Source organism: Streptomyces sp. BF23-19, assembly GCF_041106355.1.
Taxonomy (GTDB): domain Bacteria; phylum Actinomycetota; class Actinomycetes; order Streptomycetales; family Streptomycetaceae; genus Streptomyces; species Streptomyces virginiae_A.
Map to the genome: position 1 here is coordinate 25,882 of NZ_JBGBPT010000017.1, position 17,138 is coordinate 43,019.

Below are 17,138 nucleotides of genomic sequence, written 5' to 3' on the forward strand. Positions count from 1 at the left end.
GGGGCCCACGGCTCGGTGGGGAGCGCGTGCGGCGCTCCCCACCGGTGGCCGGGGGTCAGGAGTTGTCGTCGGAGTCGGAGTCCGAGTCGGAGTCGGTCTGTGCGGTGACCTTGCCGGTCGTCGGGTCCACCGATCCGTTCCAGGTCTTGCCGTCGGAGCCCTTGACCTCGACGTGCCAGTACGGGGTCTTGCCGCTGTCGTCGTCGGAGTCCCACTCGACGGTCCACGTCGTGCCCGGGTGGGCGGCCACGGCGGCCTTGGCGGCCTGCGCGGCAGTGATCTTGGCCGCGAGCAGGCCCTTGTGTTCGCCCGGGTTCTCGTCCTTGTCCACGCTCTCCCGGGAGACCTTGCCCGTGGCGGCGTCGACCTCCAGCTCGGCGTGGCCCTTGCCGTCCTTGGTGATCACGTCCACGTGCCAGATGTTGCCGTCCCTGTCGAGGGACTCGACCACGCCCGGATAGTTCTTGAGGGCGGCGGCGATGGCCTGCTCGGCCGAGACGTCGGCGCGGGCGGCGGCGGAGGCGGGGGCGGTTCTCGCCGAGTCGGCGGACGCCGTGGCGGCGGTCGCCACGGGAGCCGCGGTCAGCAGGACCACGGACGCGGCGGCTGAGACGAACACGTTGCGCTTCATAGGCTGGACCTCCTCAGGCCGGCCCGACGGGCAAGGGCCGGCAGCGAGCGTTCCCAGCCATTGTCGGGCCGACGGCCGTCCGGGGCGCGACGAGCCCGTAAGGCCCGCGCTGCCCGGACGGCTCGGCCTCAGACCTTGCCGCGGTTGTCGCGCAGGTGCTCCGCGACCGGGGTCAGCGAGGCGCGCAGCGCCGCCAGGGCCTCCGGCGGCAGCAGGTCGATGAAGTGCTGGCGGACGGACGCCACGTGGTGCGGGGCGACCCGGCGCATCGTCTCCATGCCCTCGTCCGTGAGCACCGCGTACAGGCCGCGGCGGTCGGACTCGCAGTTCACCCGGCGGACCAGGCCGGCCGTCTCCATGCGCGTGATCTGGTGCGACAGTCGGCTCTTGGACTGCAGCGTGGCGGTCGCGAGATCGCTCATCCGCATTCGGTGGTCCTGTGACTCCGACAGGTTCACGAGGATCTCGTAGTCGTTGTTGGTGAGTCCGAAGGGCTGGAGATCCTTTTCCAGCTGGTGCATCAGCAGCCTGCTGACGTCCAGGTGGGTGCGCCAGGCGCACTGCTCGGCATCGGTCAGCCAGCGGGTGCCCCCGGACGGACTCTGGGGGAGGGGGGCCGTCTCGGTCTCCATGGTCTCCATGAATGAACTCTACCTAAAAAGTTGAATTACGTACAAAAATCCGAGGTCCGGGGGATCACAGTCCGAGGCGGCGCTGGAGATCACCCAGCTGTCCCGGCATCCGCGGCACACCCAGCTGCCCCATCGGACCCTGACCGGCCCCCGGAACGCCCTGCGCGTTGCCCGTGGCCGCCCCGGCGCCGACCGCGCCGATCGCCTGCTCCGCCATCAGCATCTCCGACGACTGCAGCAGCACCGTGCCCGCGCCGACGAACTCGAACTGGTGCTCCTCGCCCGAGCTGCCCCCGATGCCGGTCAGCGAGCGCAGCCCGCCCATCACGCCCGTCATGTAGCCGTGGTCGTAGTGGTGGCACGGCGAAGGGCAGTCGGCCCAACCCACCAGCGCCTGCGGGTCCACGCGCAGCGGCGGCTCCATGAACACCACCGGTCCGTTGGACGCCGCCACGAACTTCCCGGTTCCGATCAGCGTCAGGAAGCCCGGGACGATCGACTGCTTGAGGGCGAGCGAGGGCTGGTACGCGAGCAGGTTGCCCGACCGGATCGTCAGGTTGCCGTTGTCCAGGTCGTACGAGTTCACGTCGAAGGCCCGGTCGGCCAGCAGCATCTTGCCCGAGCCCTCGGCGACCACCCAGTCACTGGCGTGCAGCGGCGAATGGAAGCTGGTGCGCAGCAGACGGTCGAAGCGGCCGTTGCCGATGCCGTTGAACTCGATGTGCCCGTAGTACGAGATCATCTTGCCCTTCTGCAGGAACCACTGGCTCCCCTTGAGCTCCACGCAGAAGGTGTACGCGTTCACGTTGTCGTCGGAGGGCAGCGTGTACGGGTCGTGGACCGTCGGGCCGCCCGGTCCGCCGGTCACAGGGCCAAAGTTCACAGCTTCTCCTCGGAGGCCTGTACGTACACCGCGCCCTGGCCGGACAGCTCCAGCTGGAACGCCTCGCCCGAGCCGCGCCCCACCATGTCCCGCCAGCCGAGGGCGGTGGAGAGCTTGTTGCGCACGTCACCGTGGTGGGCGACGTACGCCTGCGGGTCCACGTGGATCGGGCGCTGGGGGGTGATCGGCAGCTCGATGACCCCGCCGTGGGCCATCACGGCGACGGAGCCGTGGCCCTTGAGGGTGGTGGTGAAGAGGCCCTGGCCGGTCACCTGGCCGCGGACCATGCCCATGACCCCGCCCTGGGAGCCCATGAACATCGTGCCCTGCTGGAGGGTGCCGTCGAAGGCGAGCAGTCGGTCGGCCTCGACGTAGAGGGTCTCGCCGGTCAGGTTGATCACCTGGATGTGGTGGCCGCCGTGGCCGAACATCACGGTGCCGCTGCCCTCGACCGCCATCAGCGGGGTCTGCTCGTTCGCCACCCGGCGCCCGATCATGCCCATGACCCCGCCCTGACCGCCCGTCAGGCTCGGGGTGAAGGAGACCTCGCCGCGGTACGCGAGCATGGCGCCGCGCTGGCTGAACATCTTCTGACCCGGGATCACCTGGGCCTCGACCATCTTCGAGTTGATCTCGCGGAACGGCATCAGATGTCGCCCCCGACGGTGTTGCGCTCGCTGGGCTGCACGTAGACCAGGCCCTCGCCCTCGAAGCGGATCTGGAACGACTCGCCGGAGCCCTCGCCGATGAGTGTGCGGAAGTTCACACCGGACTGGAAGGACTGCTGGAGGTTGCCCGTGTGCGCGATGTACGCGCCGGGGTCGACGGACAGCGGGTACTGGGCGCTCACGCGCAGCACCACGGCCGGCCCGTCGGACATGATCGCGGCCTGGCCCGAGCCCTCGACGGTCGTGGTGAACAGGCCGTTGCCGGTCGTCGCGCCGCGCAGGCCGGTGAAGGTGGTGCCGGTCCGCAGACCGGCGTCGGTGCACAGCAGGTTGCTGGACTCGACGTAGAGCTTCTCACCGCGCAGGTCGACCAGGTTGATCTCGCTCGCGCGGTCGGCGAAGAAGCAGGTGCCGTGCCCCTGCACTTCCATCACTGTCATCTGTTCGCCGGTCAGCCGGCGGGTCACCATGCCGCGGAGGCCTTCGCCGCCGCCGGTCATCTTCTTGAAGGCCATCTGCCCGTCGTACGCGACCATGGAGCCGTTCTTCGCTTTCACGGCATCCCCGGTCAGGTCGACGGCCAGCACCTTGCTGCCTTGGAGTCGGAACTGAGCCACGGGAAGACGTTATCGGCACCGGGCGACCCCGAACAGGGCCCTGTGGACGATATATGCCACACCCGGGAGATATGGGGGCGACCGAGCGCCGCCCGCGGAGGCCGCGGAGCGGGAGGGGCCGGGTCAAGATCCCGTAAAGCGGCTGAGACACTGGCAAGGACCCTGGCCTCCACCCCGAAGGTTCCACGTGGACATCAAGACCGCCTCCGCCCTGCACCGGCTCCGCCTCGTCTCCGTTCCGGAGGCGCTGTCGTTCCCGGCCCTGCTGATCTTCGGTTCGCTGCTGAGCCGGGTCTCGGACATCGACTACCTGCTGATGCCGCTGGGCTTTCTGCACGCGATCCTGTTCATGATCTACGGGGTGCTGCTGCTGGACGTCTGGTACAAGGCGAAGTGGCCTTTCAAGAAGGTCCTGTTCTTCTTCGTCCTCTCCGTGGTGCCCCTGGGCGGCCTCTACGGCGACAAGCTGCTCAAGCGGGAAGAGGCGGACAGCGTGGTGGCGGCCCGCGTCGCGCGCGAGGCGGCCCAGGCATGATCGTCGCGTTCTCGGTGACCCCGCTGGGGGTCGGTGAAGAGGTCGGCGAGTACGTCGCCGACGCGGTCCGGGTGGTCCGCGAGTCCGGGCTGCCGAACCGCACCGACGCGATGTTCACGACCGTGGAAGGCGACTGGGACGCCGTCATGGACGTGGTCCGGCGCGCGGTGGCGGCCGTCGAGGAGCGGGCGCCACGCGTCTCCTTCATCCTGAAGGCCGACATCCGCCCCGGGGTCCACGACGGGATCACCTCCAAGGTCGAGACGGTGGAGCGGCACCTGGCCGAGGGCTGAGCCGCCCTCACCGGCCCGACTTCCCCCGATACTTCCGAAAGCGCACCCGGCCCACAGGCCGGGGGCGCGTTCGCATGCCCGGGGGCCGGGCGGAGATGGTTTGAGCGATCGCTCAACTTCCCCTAAGTGCCGGTTGAGCGATCGCTCAACACGTCGAACGGGGGGTGGGGATGGGTCTCTACGTCGAGACGCGGATCCGGGCCGGCATGGACGAGCTCTGGGAGCGCAGCCAGGACCCGGCCCAGCACCAGCGGTGGGACCTGCGGTTCACCTCCATCGGTTACCTCCCGCGTGCCGAGGGCGAGCCCCAGCGGTTCCGGTACGCGACCCGCGTGCTGCCGTTCCTCTCCGTCGACGGGACCGGGATCTCCGCCGGGGAACGCCACCGCGCCGACGGCACCCGGGTGTCGGCCCTGCGGTTCGCCTCGGAGCACCCGGTGTCGCTGCTCGCGGAGGGCAGCGGCTACTGGCGCTACGTCCCCGACGTCGACGGGATCCGCTTCCTCACCGGCTACGACTACCGCCCGCGCTGGGGACGCTTCGGGGCCCTCGCCGACCGGCTGGTCCTCCGCCCCCTCATGGGCTGGGCCACCGCCTGGTCCTTCGACCGGTTGCGGCTGTGGTGCGAGCGCGGGACCACCCCGGGCCGCGCCCTCGCCCGCGCGATCGGCGAGAGCGCCCTGCGCGCCCTGCTGTCCGTGGCCACCCTGCTGTACGCGCCGCTGCCGATCGCCCTGTTCGTCCTGGCCGCCGCACTGCTGTCGCCCCCGCTGCCCGGTACCCCGGCCGCCCGTCGCTGCCTGCGCACCCCGCCCGGGCGGACCCCGGCCCGCGCGCCCCGCCTGCTGAGCACCCTGGAGCCGTCATGACCTCCATCTTCCGGGCCCACATGGGCGCCGACTTCGACCGTCTGCACCCGCGGATCCAGCGCCGCTTCTCGGTGGGGCTCACGAGCGGCGAGGGCTGCATCGGCCGCGGCACCATGGAGCGGATATGGCACGGCCCCGGTTATGTGAAGCCCTTCCTCCGGCTCGGCGGGATGCGCAACATCCTGGTGCCGCGCGAGGGGCGGAACGTCCCCTTCGTCATCGAGAACCTCCCCTACCTCGACTCCTTCGGGCGCGAGACCGTCACCTTCGTACGGACCTTCCAGCTGCCCGGCGGACCCCACCGCTTCGACGCCACGATGGTCCACAGCCCCGAGCGCGACTGCGTCCTCGACTACCTGGGCACCCACCAGCACCTCGCCAGCGACCTCCACATGAGCGCCGAGCCCGACGGCTCGCTGCTCATCCGCTCCGGCGAACACCGCTTCCGCGAGGGCCCCGTCGACGTCCGCGTCCCCGACCTGATCGGCGGCGACGCCGAGGTCCGCGAGTCCTTCGACGACGCCACCGGCCGGTTCCGGATCCGGGTACGGGTGGTCAACCGCCGCTTCGGACCGCTCTTCGGGTACGAGGGCTCCTTCACCGCGCAGTACGTCGACGCCCGCGACCGGTGGGCGACCGGACTCTGCGGCGACCTGCGGCCGGTCCGCGAGGAGGTCCGGGCATGAGCGCCGCCACCAAGGAGAAGCTGCTCGAAGGAGCCCTGCGCACCCTGGCCGAGCAGGGCATCGCCAAGGCCTCCGCCCGCACCGTCGCGGCCACCGCCGGCGTGGGGCAGGGCCTGATCTTCTACCACTTCGGCTCCGTGGACGAGCTGCTCGCCGCGGCCTGCCGGTACGGCGCCGAGCAGCGCGTGGCCCGCTACCGCGACCGCCTCGCCGCCCTGGGCAGCCTCGCCGAACTGCTGGAGTTCGCCCGCGCCATGCACGAGGAGGAACGGGCCGCCGGGAACGTCGCCCTGCTCGGGCAGCTGCTGGCCGCCGGGCAGACCTCGCCCGTCCTCGCCGCCGCCACCGCCGACGGGCTCGGACTGTGGATCGAGGAGCTGGAGAAGGTCCTCACCCGGCTGCTGGCGGCGACCCCGCTGGACGGGTACGCCGACCCGGCCGGGCTGGCCCGGGCCACGGCCGCCTCCTTCATCGGCATCGAGCTGTACGAAGGGGTCGACCCGCAGGGCGCCGGCAGCGCGCTCGCCGCACTGGAACAGCTCGCCGGACTGGCCACGATGCTGGAAGGTCTCGGCTCCCTGAGCCAGCGCGTGGTGCGGCACGGCCTGCGGCGCGGCACCCGCTGACCCGGGCCGCGCCGCCCGCGCCGCCCGCGCGCATCACCCGTACGGCCCTACGGTGCCCGACCTGAGGAAGGACCGCCCGGTCGGCCCAGGCCCGTTCGACACGAACGAAGTTGTCACCTTTCGTGGGGGTATCTGCCTCGGGATCGAGCATCGGGAGGGACCGTGGCGCCGGAAAGCTTCGACTACGAGACGCACAGCCGCCTCGCCGGTCCGTTCGCTCAGCCGGCCCCCGGCCCCGACGGCGTGTACCGGGTGGAGTACCGCTCCCTGCTCTCGCGCGAAGAGGTCCGCACCCGAATACGGGCGATCGCCCTGATGACCCTCGCCCCGGTGGCCGCGGCCGGACTGCTGCTCTACCTGGTCTGGCCCAGCCACTGGACCGTCCGGGAGGGCGCAGCCCGTTGGCTGGTCGTCCTCGATGCCACGATGCTCTGCTCCATCGCGCTGATCATGCTCTTCACCCTGGTCAACGTGGTGTCGATCGCCCACGCCACGATGGTCGCCCGCGACCCCGTCCCCGTACCGGCCGAGCCCGGCACCCGCGTCGCGTTCCTGACGACCTACGTCCCCGGCAAGGAACCCCTCGCCATGGTGCGGGCCACGCTCCAGGGCGCGCGGCGCGTGCGTCACGACGGGCCGCTGGACGTATGGCTGCTGGACGAGGGCGACGACCCCGAGGCCCGGGCGCTGTGCGCGCGGCTCGGCGTACGGCACTTCACCCGCAAGGGCGTGCCCGAGTGGAACACGGCCAAGGGCCCCCACCGGGCGAGGACCAAGCACGGCAACTACAACTCCTGGCTGCTGCGGCACGGCGACGACTACGAGTTCTTCGCCTCCGTCGACACCGACCACGTCCCGCTCGCGAACTACCTGGAGCGGATGCTCGGATTCTTCCGCGACCCCGACGTCGCCTTCGTCGTCGGCCCACAGGTCTACGGCAACTACACCGAGGCCGTCACCAAGGCCGCCGAATCCCAGCAGTACCTCTTCCACGCCCTGATCCAGCGCGCCGGCAACCGGTACGGCGCCCCTATGTTCGTCGGCACCAACAACGCCGTACGGATCAGCGCCCTGCGGCAGATCGGCGGGCTCTACGACTCCATCACCGAGGACATGGCCACCGGCTTCGAGCTCCACCGCCGCAGGAACCCGGCCACGGGGCGGTTCTGGCGTTCCGTCTACACCCCCGACGTACTCGCCGTCGGCGAGGGCCCCGCCTCCTGGACCGACCTCTTCACCCAGCAGCTGCGCTGGTCGCGCGGCACCTACGAGACCCTGTTCAAGCAGTACGGCAAGAGCCTCTTCACGATGCCCGCCGGGCGCCGGCTCAACTACACGTTGATGCTCGTCTACTACCCGATGACCGCGGTGAACTGGCTGCTCGGCATCCTCAGCTGCGCCCTCTTCCTATGGTTCGGCGCCTCCGGCACCCAGGTCTCCTCCAAGGTCTGGCTGATGCTCTACGCCGACGCGGCCGCCCTCCAGGTCGGCCTCTACCTGTGGAACCGCCGCCACAACGTCTCGCCCCACGAACCGGCGGGCTCCGGCGGCGTCGCGGGCATGGCCCTGTCCGCGGTCTGCGCGCCCGTCTACCTCAGGTCACTCGGCTCGGCGGTGCTGCGCACCGAGGGCCGTTTCGTCGTCACCCCCAAGGGCGGGGACGCCAGCCCCGACCGGCTGGCCACCTTCCGCATCCACCTCTTCTGGGCCGCCGTCCTGATCGCCTCACTGCTGGCGTCCGTCCGCTTCGAGCACACGCACGTCGCCATGCGGGTCTGGGCGGTGCTGGCCCTGGCCATCGCGCTCGCTCCGCTCGCCGTGTGGGGCGTGACGCGCGGCCGGCCGGGATCCGGGGGCGGGACGGACCCAGGCTCCGAGCCGGGTGAGGAGCCGGCGTACGTCCGGGCGACAGGAGGGAACTGAGCATGGGCTACCGGCCGTCGAAGAAGTTCAAGAAGACCGCCCTGGGCGCCGCGGCCGTGCTGGTGCTGGTCGCGCTCAACGCGCCCGCCGCGATCTCCTTCGCCGAGGACAAGTACCACTCGTACAAGATCGGACAGACCAGCTACCGGATCCAGTACGGGGCGTGGGGCATGGTCGGGCTCCCCGAGGAGTACCGGATCAACGCCATGCACGCGGCCCTGCTGCACACGGGCAAGGTGCTGCTCATCGCCGGCAGCGGCAACAACCAGAAGAACTTCGACAAGGGCACCTTCGAGACCGTCCTGTGGAATCCCGAGGACAACAGCTTCAAGAAGATCCCGACCCCGGAGGACTTCTTCTGCGCCGGGCACAGCCAGCTGCCCGACGGGCGCCTGCTGGTGGCCGGCGGCACCGCCCGTTACGAGGTCCTGCACGGGAAGGTCACCCGGGCGGGCGGTCGGATGCGGGTCAAGAACGAGAACCCCGACAAGACCGTCAAGCTGCGCAAGGGCACCCGGTTCCGCTCCCCGTCCGGGGTGGAGTACGAGGCGAAGTTCGACGTGGTCGTGCCGAAGGCCAGGAAGAAGTTCGAGATCACCTACGGACGTGGCGGGCAGGTCATGCCCTGGCGGACGACCGTGGTCGCCGCCGAGTCACGGGTCTTCGTGGAGGCGGTGAAGCCCGGCGCCGCGGGGCTGACGACGGAGGCCGCGCAGTACGAGGTGGTCGGGCTGACCGGCAAGGACGCCGACAACGTCTACGGGCTCGCGGAGCGACTGAGCGCCGACAAACAGGACTTCCAGGGCATCAAGTCGGCGTACGAGTTCGACCCGGAGGCGGAGAAGTACCTCCGCGTCGACCCGATGAGCGACGCCCGCTGGTACCCGACGCTCGTGACCCTTCAGGACGGGCGGGTGCTCGCGGTCTCCGGGCTCAACGACGTGGGCGACGTGGTGCCCGGCGACAACGAGTACTACGACCCGCAGACGAAGAAGTGGTCGAAGGCCCCCTTCCACTACTTCCCGACCTATCCCGCGCTCTTCCTCCTGCAGGGCGGCAAGCTCCTCTACACCGGCTCCAACGCGGGCTACGGCCCCAAGACCAAGGGGCGCGAGCCGGGGGTGTGGGATCTTGCGACGAACGAGTTCAAGAAGGTGGGCGGGCTCGCCGAGCCGGACCGCATGGAGACCTCCTCCTCGCTCCTGCTGGCACCCGCCCAGGACCAGAAGGTGATGGTCCTCGGCGGCGGCGGGGTCGGCGAGTCCAAGCTCTCCTCCAGCCGGACCGCGATCGTCGACCTGAAGGAGGAGAACCCGGTCTTCCGGTCCTCGGCGCGGCTGCCCCGCGCCACCCGCTATCTGAGCAGCGTGCTGCTGCCGGACGACTCGGTCTTCACCACGGGCGGTTCCACCGACTACCGCGGCCGCGGTGCCAGCGACATCCACAAGGCGCAGTTCTACTATCCGCGCACCGACTCCTTCGTGGCCGCCGCCGACCCGACCGTGGGCCGCAACTACCACTCCGAGGCGCTGTTGTTGCCGGACGGGCGGGTGGTGACCTTCGGCTCGGACCCGCTCTTCGCCGACAAGGACAACACCAGGCTGGGCAAGTTCGAGCACCGGATGGAGGTGTACTCGCCCCCGTACCTCTACCGGGACCCGGCCCGGCGGCCGGTCCTGGGCGAAGGGCCCGACGCGTTCGACGCGGCCGGGCGGGCCACCTTCGCCACCGCGCACCCGGAGCGGATCGCGCGGGCCCGCCTGATGCGGCCGAGCGCGGTCACGCACACCACGGACGTGGAACAGCGTTCGATCGAGCTGGGGCTGACCAAGGCGGACCGCTCGGTCACGGTCGAGGTGCCGCAGGACCCGACGCTGGTGCCGCCGGGCTGGTACATGCTGTTCGTGACCGACGCGGACGGGACGCCGTCGGTGGCGAAGTGGCTCCAGGTCAAGGCCCCGCGGCCGGCGGCCCCGTAGGCCGTCATTCCCGGGCGCGGCGGGCCAGCCCCAGGGCGTAGTCCGGCCACCAGGTGCCGGCCGACGGGCCGCCGCGGCAGGTCCCGTCTGACTCGCCGGGCCGCTTGACCCAGAGGTACGCGTCGACGAGCGGGTCGCCCGTCCGGTCGGTCGGCGGCGTCCCGAGGGCGCGGCCCGGCGGATTGCACCAGGCCTGGGCGCGGTCGCCGGGCAGCGGCCCGTCGCCGTTGCGGCTGGTGTCGATGACGAAGTGCTTGCCGCTGGTGCCCTTGGAGATCTTCGCGCCGTAGGCCCGGGCGGCCGCGTCGGGCTGGAAGTTGGAGACGTTGAGGGCGAAGCCGTCGGCCCGGGCGAGGCCCGCCTTGAAGAGGGGGTCGACGAGGTCCATCGGGTTGGGGATCCAGGCCGGGTTGCCGGCGTCCAGATAGACCTTGGTGTTGCGGTTCTTCTTCAGCCGGTCGACGGCTTCGGAGAGCAGTTGGTAGCGCTCGGCGTGGTGCTCGGGCCGGGTGCACCCGTCGATGATGTGCGCGATCGCGTCGGGCTCCAGGACGACGACGGCCTTGGTGTCCTCGATGTTGTCGGCGAAGGCGCCGATCCAGCTCCGGTAGGCGCGGGCGTCCGGGGCGCCGCCGGCCGAGTGCTGCCCGCAGTCCCGGTAGGGGATGTTGTACGCGGCGAGCAGCAGGGTCCGCCCGGTGGCCCGGGCCCCCGCCCGGGCCCGGCGGATCTCGGGACCGGGGTCGTCGCCCGGTCCCCACAGGGTGAGCGGGCGGTCCGCGATCCGGCGCAGCACCTGGGCGTCGCTGTTGCGGCCGGCGGCCTCCCATGCGGCGACCTGCCGGGCGGCGTCGCTGTGCGGGTCCACCCAGAACGGGGACTCCTCGGACGCGACGATGGGGGAGGGCGCCGCGGGCGAGGCGGCGGGGGTACCCGGCTCGGGCGCGGGTTCACCGCCGCAGGCGGGGGCCGCGGCGAGGAGCGCGAGGAGGCCGAGGACGGGGGCGGTGGTGCGAAAACGCGGCCTGCGAGCGGCGGGGGGCATCCGGCTTCCTCGGGACGAAGGGTCGGGCAGCGGAGCGAGATACCGAGATATGTTGACATGTCGGGCAGTTGGCATGGCTGTGCGACACCGGGCGGCGGCGGCGGCTGCGGAGGCGGGCCGGGCAGGCCAGGTCCCCGGCGGGCCGGGCTCAGGGGGCGGGATCGCCCGTGGTGAGGGCGATCGCCAGCGGGGTGCGCTCGTAGCGGACCTGGTGGCCGTGGCGGGCGGAGATGAGCAGCCCCGCCGCGTGCAGGACCCCCAGATGGGCCGAGACCGTGGACGGGGCCAGACCGAGCCGGTGGGCCAGCGCCGTGGTGGAGGCCGGTTCCTCCAGCGCGCACAGCACCTCGGCCCGGGCCCGGCCCAGCAGCCGGGCGAGCGCGTCCGGAGTGTTCTCCTGGGCCGGGGTCCACAGGGCGCCGACGCCACGGGCCGGGTAGACGATGGTGGGCTGCCAGGGCGGGTCGAAGCCGCCCGCGATCCCCGGCCAGATGAAGGCGCTCGGCATCAGCAGCAGCCCCTGGCCGCCCAGGACGCGCTCGTGGTGACTGGGCCGCTCGATGGTCAGGGTGAGGGAGGCGGGATCCCAGGCGAGGCCCGGATGCAGACCGTCGAAGAGCGACTGGAGCCCGCCGGCGGTGAGGCGCCGGGAGTGGAAGAGGATGTCCGCCTCCAGCAGGGCCCGCAGCCGCGGCCAGTGCGGCTCGATCAGCAGGCTCCAGGCCCGCTCCATCAGATCGGCCAGGTCGCGTACGGCCCGCGCCGGATCGGCGAGAAGGTACCGGCCCGCATCGCTGTCGAGGGCGCCGGGCGTGCAGGCCAGCGACTTGCGCATGTCCTCGTGCGCCGCGGCCGGGTCCGCCCCGCGGATCAGTGCGAGCTCCTCCTCGAAGGAGACCCCCGGTCCGCTCGGCGGCGGGCCGATGAAGTCCGCGCTGTGCCCGCGGTGCGGCATCAGCAGCCACAGGGGCCGCAGGTCCAGCCCGTCGGCCGCGGCGCGGATCCGCCGCAGCCAGGGCAGGTGGTAGCCCTGCCGTTCCGTGAGCTTCAACGTGCGCACCGCCTCCATCGTCTCCCACGCGGGCGACAGCGCGAACCGGCACCGCAGCAGATCCTCGTGCCCGAAGTAGTGGTGCAACCCCATCCCGCCCCCCTCCTCTCCCGCTGTACGCGAGCCGATGTCCGCGACGTCTGCGGCGTCTCCGCTGTCTGCGTCGCCTCCGCGCAGGACTCTGCCCCAACATTCGGCCACAGCCGAATCTCTGGAGGGCCGCAGGCGCGCCCTGGACGCTGGGCCCATGCCAGCCGACACCCAGGCGCCCGGGCGGTCCGCACCGCCACCGGGCTACCGCTCCGTGTTCCGGGTCCGTGAGTTCCGCACCGTCTTCGCCGCACACCTGCTGTCCGTGTTCGGCGTGGTCGTCGCCGAGATCTCGCTGTCCGTCCTCGTCTACCGCACCACCGGCTCACCCCTGATGAGCGCGCTCACCTTCGCCCTCGGCTTCCTCCCGTACGTCCTCGGCGGCACCCTCCTCGCCGGGATCGCCGACCGCCACCCCGCCCGCCGGGTGCTCGTCGCCTGCGACCTCGTCTGCGCGCTCTGCGCCGCCGCCATGGTGGCGCCGGGCACGCCCGTCGCCGTGCTCCTCGTCCTGCGCTGCGCCATGGCCTTCGTGGCGCCGCTGTTCCAGGGCACGCGCAACGCCTCCCTCTCCGACATCCTCGGCACCGGCGACGCCTTCGTCCTGGGCCGCTCGCTGCTGCGCATGGTGGCCCAGAGCGCCCAGCTCATCGGCTTCGGCCTCGGCGGGCTGCTGCTCACCGTGCTCGCGCCGCGCGCGGCCATCGCCCTCACCGCCGCCGGCTTCCTCGGCTCCGCGCTGCTGCTGCGGTTGGGCACGCGCAGCCGCCCCGCCCGCAGCAGCGCCCGTACCTCCCCGCTCGCCGGACTGCGCGCCGTCCTCGGCCGCCGCCGGCTGCGGGCGCTGATGCTGCTGTTCTGGCTGCCGCCCGTCTTCCTCGTCGTCCCCGAGGCGCTGCTCGCCCCGTACGCGGACGGCATCGGCGTCGGCACCGCGGCGCTGGGCCTGATGATGTGCGCCATGCCCGTCGGCACCATCGCCGGGGAACTCTGGGCCGGCTCCGCCCTCACCGCCCGAACGCGCTCGCGGATCGTGATCCCGCTCGCCTCCGCCGGGCTGCTGCCGCTCCTGCTCTTCGCCGTCCGGCCGGGCCTGCCCGTGGTCCTCGCCGCCCTGCTGCTCGCCGGGCTGGCCCACGCCTACACCCTCGGGCTGGACCAGTGGTACGTCGACGCCGTTCCCGACGAACTGCGCGGCCGGGCGATGACCCTGCTCAGCACCGGCCTGATGACCCTGCAGGGGGTCGGCATGGCCCTGGCCGGCCTGGCGGCCGAATTCCGCCCGGTGCACGAGGTCGTCACCGGCGCCGGGGTCCTCGGGACCGGGGTCGTCCTGCTGCTGCTGGCCGAACTCCGGTCCGCCGTCCGGCAGGAGGAACGACTGAGGGATGAGACGGCCCTCGCCGTGAAGTGACCTCCCGGTAGGGTCGGACGCGTGCCCAAGCCGCTCAGCCTTCCCTTCGATCCCATCGCCCGCGCCGACGAGCTCTGGCAGCAGCGCTGGGGACCCGTGCCCTCGATGGCCGCGATCACCTCGATCATGCGCGCGCACCAGATCCTGCTCGGCGAGGTCGATGCGGTCGTCAAGCCGTACGGGCTCACCTTCGCCCGGTACGAGGCACTGGTGCTGCTCACCTTCTCCAAGGCCGGCGAACTGCCGATGTCCAAGATCGGCGAGCGGCTGATGGTCCACCCGACGTCGGTGACGAACACCGTGGACCGGCTGGTGAGGTCCGGACTGGTCGCCAAGCGGCCCAACCCGAACGACGGCCGCGGCACTCTCGCCTCCATCACGGAGAAGGGTCGGGAGGTCGTCGAGGCCGCCACGAAGGACCTGATGGCCGTCGACTTCGGCCTCGGCGCGTACGACGCCGAGGAGTGCGGGGAGATCTTCGCGCTGCTGCGCCCGCTGCGGGTGGCGGCGGCGGACTTCCAGGACTAGCGGGCGTCCCAGCGGCCCGGTGCCCGGGCCCGGGGCCGCGTCAAGATCGAGCAAAACGGACGGTTAGGCTCGTCGGCATGAAACGAAGCGTGCTGACCCGCTACCGCGCCATGGCCTACGTGACCGCGGTCATGCTCCTGATCCTCTGTGCCTGCATGGTGGCGAAGTACGGCTTCGACACCGGCGCCGACCTGACCTTCGTGGTCTCGCAGGCCCACGGTGTGCTCTTCATGATCTATCTGGTCTTCGCCTTCGACCTGAGCTCCAAGGCCAGGTGGCCCTTCGGCAAGATGCTCTGGGTCATGCTCAGCGGAACGATTCCGGTGGCCGCCTTCTTCGTCGAGCGCAAGGTCCGCGCCGAGGTCGAGCCGCTGGTCAGCGACTCGCCGGCGACCGCCGAGGCCTGATCTCCGCCGCGTACGAGGCGAGCGTCACCCACCCCCGGGGCGACTCCCCGGGGGTTTGCCATCGACATTTACTAGGACGTCCTAGTAAATTCATGGGTATGGACGCTGACGCCATCGAGGAAGGCCGCCGTCGCTGGCAGGCCCGCTATGACAAGGCCCGCAAGCGCGAGGCAGACTTCACCACGCTCTCCGGCGACGAGGTCGAACCGGTCTACGGTCCCCGCCCCGGCGACGCGTACGAGGGCTTCGAGCGCATCGGGTGGCCGGGCGAGTACCCGTACACCCGCGGGCTCCACGCCACCGGGTACCGCGGGCGGACCTGGACCATCCGGCAGTTCGCCGGGTTCGGGAACGCCGAGCAGACCAACGAGCGCTACAAGATGATCCTGGCCGCCGGCGGCGGCGGGCTCTCCGTCGCCTTCGACATGCCGACCCTCATGGGGCGCGACTCCGACGACCCCCGCGCCCTCGGCGAGGTGGGCCACTGCGGGGTCGCCATCGACTCCGCCGCCGACATGGAGGTCCTGTTCAAGGACATCCCGCTCGGTGACGTCACGACCTCGATGACGATCTCGGGCCCGGCCGTCCCCGCCTTCTGCATGTACCTGGTCGCCGCCGAACGGCAGGGCGTGGACCCCGCCGTCCTCAACGGCACGCTCCAGACCGACATCTTCAAGGAGTACATCGCCCAGAAGGAGTGGCTCTTCGAACCCGAGCCGCACCTGCGCCTCATCGGCGACCTCATGGAGTACTGCACGAAGGGCATCCCGGCCTACAAGCCGCTGTCCGTCTCGGGCTACCACATCCGCGAGGCCGGGGCCACGGCCGCACAGGAGCTCGCGTACACCCTCGCCGACGGCTTCGGCTACGTGGAGCTGGGCCTCTCGCGCGGCATGGACGTCGACGCCTTCGCCCCCGGCCTGTCCTTCTTCTTCGACGCGCACCTCGACTTCTTCGAGGAGATCGCCAAGTTCCGCGCCGCGCGCCGGATCTGGGCCCGCTGGATGAAGGAGGTCTACGGGGCGAAGAGCGACAAGTCCATGTGGCTGCGCTTCCACACCCAGACCGCCGGTGTCTCCCTGACCGCGCAGCAGCCGTACAACAACGTGGTGCGCACCGCCGTCGAGGCCCTCGCGGCCGTGCTCGGCGGCACGAACTCCCTGCACACCAACGCCCTGGACGAGACCCTCGCCCTGCCGAGCGAGCAGGCGGCCGAGATCGCCCTGCGCACGCAGCAGGTGCTGATGGAGGAGACCGGCGTCGCCAACGTGGCGGACCCGCTGGGCGGTTCCTGGTTCGTGGAGCAGCTCACCGACCGCATCGAGGCCGAGGCCGAGAAGATCTTCGACCAGATCAAGGAGCGCGGCCTGCGTGCCCACCCGGACGGGCAGCACCCGATCGGGCCGATCACCTCGGGCATCCTGCGCGGCATCGAGGACGGCTGGTTCACCGGGGAGATCGCCGAGTCGGCCTTCCAGTACCAGCGGTCCCTGGAGAAGGGCGACAAGCGCGTCGTCGGCGTCAACGTGCACCACGGGTCGGTCACCGGGGACCTGGAGATCCTCCGGGTCAGCCACGAGGTGGAGACCGTCCAGGTGCGGGAGCTCGCGGCCCGCAAGGCTCGCCGCGACGACGCCGAGGTCGACGCGGCACTGAAGGCCATGCTGGACGCCGCCCGGGACGGGTCGAACATGATCCCGGCCATGCTGGACGCGGTGCGGGCCGAGGCCACGATGGGCGAGATCTGCAACGTCCTGCGCGACGAGTGGGGCACCTACACCGAGCCGCCGGGCTTCTGACCCGCCGCCCGTAAAGGTGTGGAACGGCCGGTCATGGCGCCCTTACGGTGGCCCCATGACCGGCCTTCCCGTTTCCGTGCCCGGAGTCAGCGCCCGCGTGGTGATGCAGACCGGCTGCGGCCCGTACGCGTACATCGTCGTCGACTTCGAACCGCCCGGTGCCGACGGTGAGTCGGAGTTCCTGCACACCGCGCCGCAGGAGCGGCTGCCGCACGAGTTCCTGCCCGCGGTGTTCGAGGGGATCCGGGAGGGCCTGGGCGGGGTGGCGGCCCGGGTGCGGGTCACGGACGGCGGCTTCCACGAGGTCGACTCCAGGGACGACGGCTACCGGTTGGCCGGGTTGTACGCGGGCCGGGCCGCCCTCGCGGGCGCCGGTCTGGGGCCGCCGCCGGAGAACCAGGGGCGGCAGATCACGGTGAGTTGGCCCGGAAAGCCCCGCCCGACGCCGCAGGCGTAGCCGGG

19 protein-coding genes are annotated in these 17,138 nt (G+C 71.4%); 12 read left to right on the plus strand and 7 right to left on the minus strand.

Features of this window, described 5'->3' with window-relative positions:
• Positions 1-55 precede the first annotated feature (55 nt).
• The 5 genes from AB8A24_RS12565 to AB8A24_RS12585 all read right to left on the minus strand — a co-directional run bounded on the left by AB8A24_RS12565 (position 56) and on the right by AB8A24_RS12585 (position 3,431).
• Positions 56-631 (minus strand): PepSY domain-containing protein, encoded by a 576-nt coding sequence (locus AB8A24_RS12565; RefSeq protein ID WP_369475571.1) that lies wholly within the window; start codon positions 629-631, stop codon positions 56-58.
• Between the two features lie 128 nt (positions 632-759).
• Entirely contained in the window at positions 760-1,263 is a 504-nt protein-coding gene (locus AB8A24_RS12570; protein WP_328965850.1) for a MarR family transcriptional regulator, read from the minus strand.
• A gap of 64 nt (positions 1,264-1,327) precedes the next feature.
• Positions 1,328-2,131 carry an AIM24 family protein gene (locus AB8A24_RS12575; RefSeq protein WP_266384722.1) on the minus strand — a complete coding sequence of 268 codons (804 nt, stop codon included), beginning with the start codon at positions 2,129-2,131 and terminating at the stop codon, positions 1,328-1,330.
• A gap of 11 nt (positions 2,132-2,142) precedes the next feature.
• Complete coding sequence (locus AB8A24_RS12580) at positions 2,143-2,793, minus strand: AIM24 family protein (protein ID WP_030720825.1); 651 nt, start codon at positions 2,791-2,793, stop codon at positions 2,143-2,145.
• Positions 2,793-3,431, minus strand: a complete 639-nt coding sequence (locus AB8A24_RS12585) for an AIM24 family protein (RefSeq protein ID WP_328961622.1) — start codon at positions 3,429-3,431, stop codon at positions 2,793-2,795. Before AB8A24_RS12585 ends, AB8A24_RS12580 begins: the two co-directional genes overlap by 1 nt.
• A 187-nt stretch (positions 3,432-3,618) precedes the next feature.
• On the opposite strand from AB8A24_RS12585, the gene AB8A24_RS12590 reads away from it, so the two are divergent.
• The 7 genes from AB8A24_RS12590 (at position 3,619) to AB8A24_RS12620 (ending at position 10,342) form a co-directional block, all read left to right on the plus strand.
• The gene (locus AB8A24_RS12590) at positions 3,619-3,966 is read left to right on the plus strand and encodes a DUF3817 domain-containing protein (RefSeq protein WP_033218884.1); all 348 of its coding nucleotides are present in this window, start codon (positions 3,619-3,621) and stop codon (positions 3,964-3,966) included.
• Entirely contained in the window at positions 3,963-4,259 is a 297-nt protein-coding gene (locus tag AB8A24_RS12595) for an MTH1187 family thiamine-binding protein (RefSeq protein ID WP_252309841.1), read from the plus strand. The genes AB8A24_RS12590 and AB8A24_RS12595 overlap by 4 nt, the downstream gene beginning before the upstream one ends.
• Before the next feature lie 170 nt (positions 4,260-4,429).
• Positions 4,430-5,128: a hypothetical protein gene (locus AB8A24_RS12600; protein WP_328961621.1), complete on the plus strand. Its 699-nt coding sequence runs from the start codon at positions 4,430-4,432 to the stop codon at positions 5,126-5,128.
• A complete protein-coding gene (locus tag AB8A24_RS12605) occupies positions 5,125-5,814 on the plus strand; it encodes a DUF4166 domain-containing protein (protein WP_266482533.1) in 690 nt (229 codons plus the stop codon). The genes AB8A24_RS12600 and AB8A24_RS12605 overlap by 4 nt, the downstream gene beginning before the upstream one ends.
• Positions 5,811-6,440, plus strand: a complete 630-nt coding sequence (locus AB8A24_RS12610; RefSeq protein ID WP_266379796.1) for a TetR/AcrR family transcriptional regulator — start codon at positions 5,811-5,813, stop codon at positions 6,438-6,440. Before AB8A24_RS12605 ends, AB8A24_RS12610 begins: the two co-directional genes overlap by 4 nt.
• A gap of 162 nt (positions 6,441-6,602) precedes the next feature.
• Positions 6,603-8,363, plus strand: coding sequence for a glycosyltransferase family 2 protein (locus tag AB8A24_RS12615; protein ID WP_369475576.1), 1,761 nt, complete (start codon positions 6,603-6,605; stop codon positions 8,361-8,363).
• Positions 8,364-8,365: 2 nt separating this feature from the next.
• Positions 8,366-10,342: a galactose oxidase-like domain-containing protein gene (locus AB8A24_RS12620; RefSeq protein ID WP_369475577.1), complete on the plus strand. Its 1,977-nt coding sequence runs from the start codon at positions 8,366-8,368 to the stop codon at positions 10,340-10,342.
• Positions 10,343-10,346: 4 nt separating this feature from the next.
• On the opposite strand, the gene AB8A24_RS12625 is transcribed toward AB8A24_RS12620, so the two are convergent.
• A complete protein-coding gene (locus tag AB8A24_RS12625; RefSeq protein ID WP_369475579.1) occupies positions 10,347-11,387 on the minus strand; it encodes a glycoside hydrolase family 6 protein in 1,041 nt (346 codons plus the stop codon).
• 148 nt (positions 11,388-11,535) lie between these two features.
• Positions 11,536-12,531 carry a DUF5937 family protein gene (locus AB8A24_RS12630; RefSeq protein WP_369475581.1) on the minus strand — a complete coding sequence of 332 codons (996 nt, stop codon included), beginning with the start codon at positions 12,529-12,531 and terminating at the stop codon, positions 11,536-11,538.
• Between the two features lie 154 nt (positions 12,532-12,685).
• Here AB8A24_RS12630 and AB8A24_RS12635 point away from each other — a divergent pair, with 154 nt between their 5' ends.
• From AB8A24_RS12635 to AB8A24_RS12655, 5 genes are all read left to right on the plus strand, one after another.
• Complete coding sequence (locus AB8A24_RS12635; protein ID WP_369475583.1) at positions 12,686-13,942, plus strand: MFS transporter; 1,257 nt, start codon at positions 12,686-12,688, stop codon at positions 13,940-13,942.
• Positions 13,943-13,963: 21 nt separating this feature from the next.
• The gene (locus tag AB8A24_RS12640; protein ID WP_030720792.1) at positions 13,964-14,470 is read left to right on the plus strand and encodes a MarR family winged helix-turn-helix transcriptional regulator; all 507 of its coding nucleotides are present in this window, start codon (positions 13,964-13,966) and stop codon (positions 14,468-14,470) included.
• A gap of 77 nt (positions 14,471-14,547) precedes the next feature.
• Positions 14,548-14,877: a DUF3817 domain-containing protein gene (locus AB8A24_RS12645; protein WP_328961614.1), complete on the plus strand. Its 330-nt coding sequence runs from the start codon at positions 14,548-14,550 to the stop codon at positions 14,875-14,877.
• A gap of 98 nt (positions 14,878-14,975) precedes the next feature.
• Positions 14,976-16,676, plus strand: a complete 1,701-nt coding sequence (locus tag AB8A24_RS12650) for a methylmalonyl-CoA mutase (RefSeq protein WP_369475586.1) — start codon at positions 14,976-14,978, stop codon at positions 16,674-16,676.
• Positions 16,677-16,731: 55 nt separating this feature from the next.
• Complete coding sequence (locus tag AB8A24_RS12655) at positions 16,732-17,133, plus strand: hypothetical protein (RefSeq protein ID WP_328961612.1); 402 nt, start codon at positions 16,732-16,734, stop codon at positions 17,131-17,133.
• Positions 17,134-17,138: the final 5 nt, after the last annotated feature.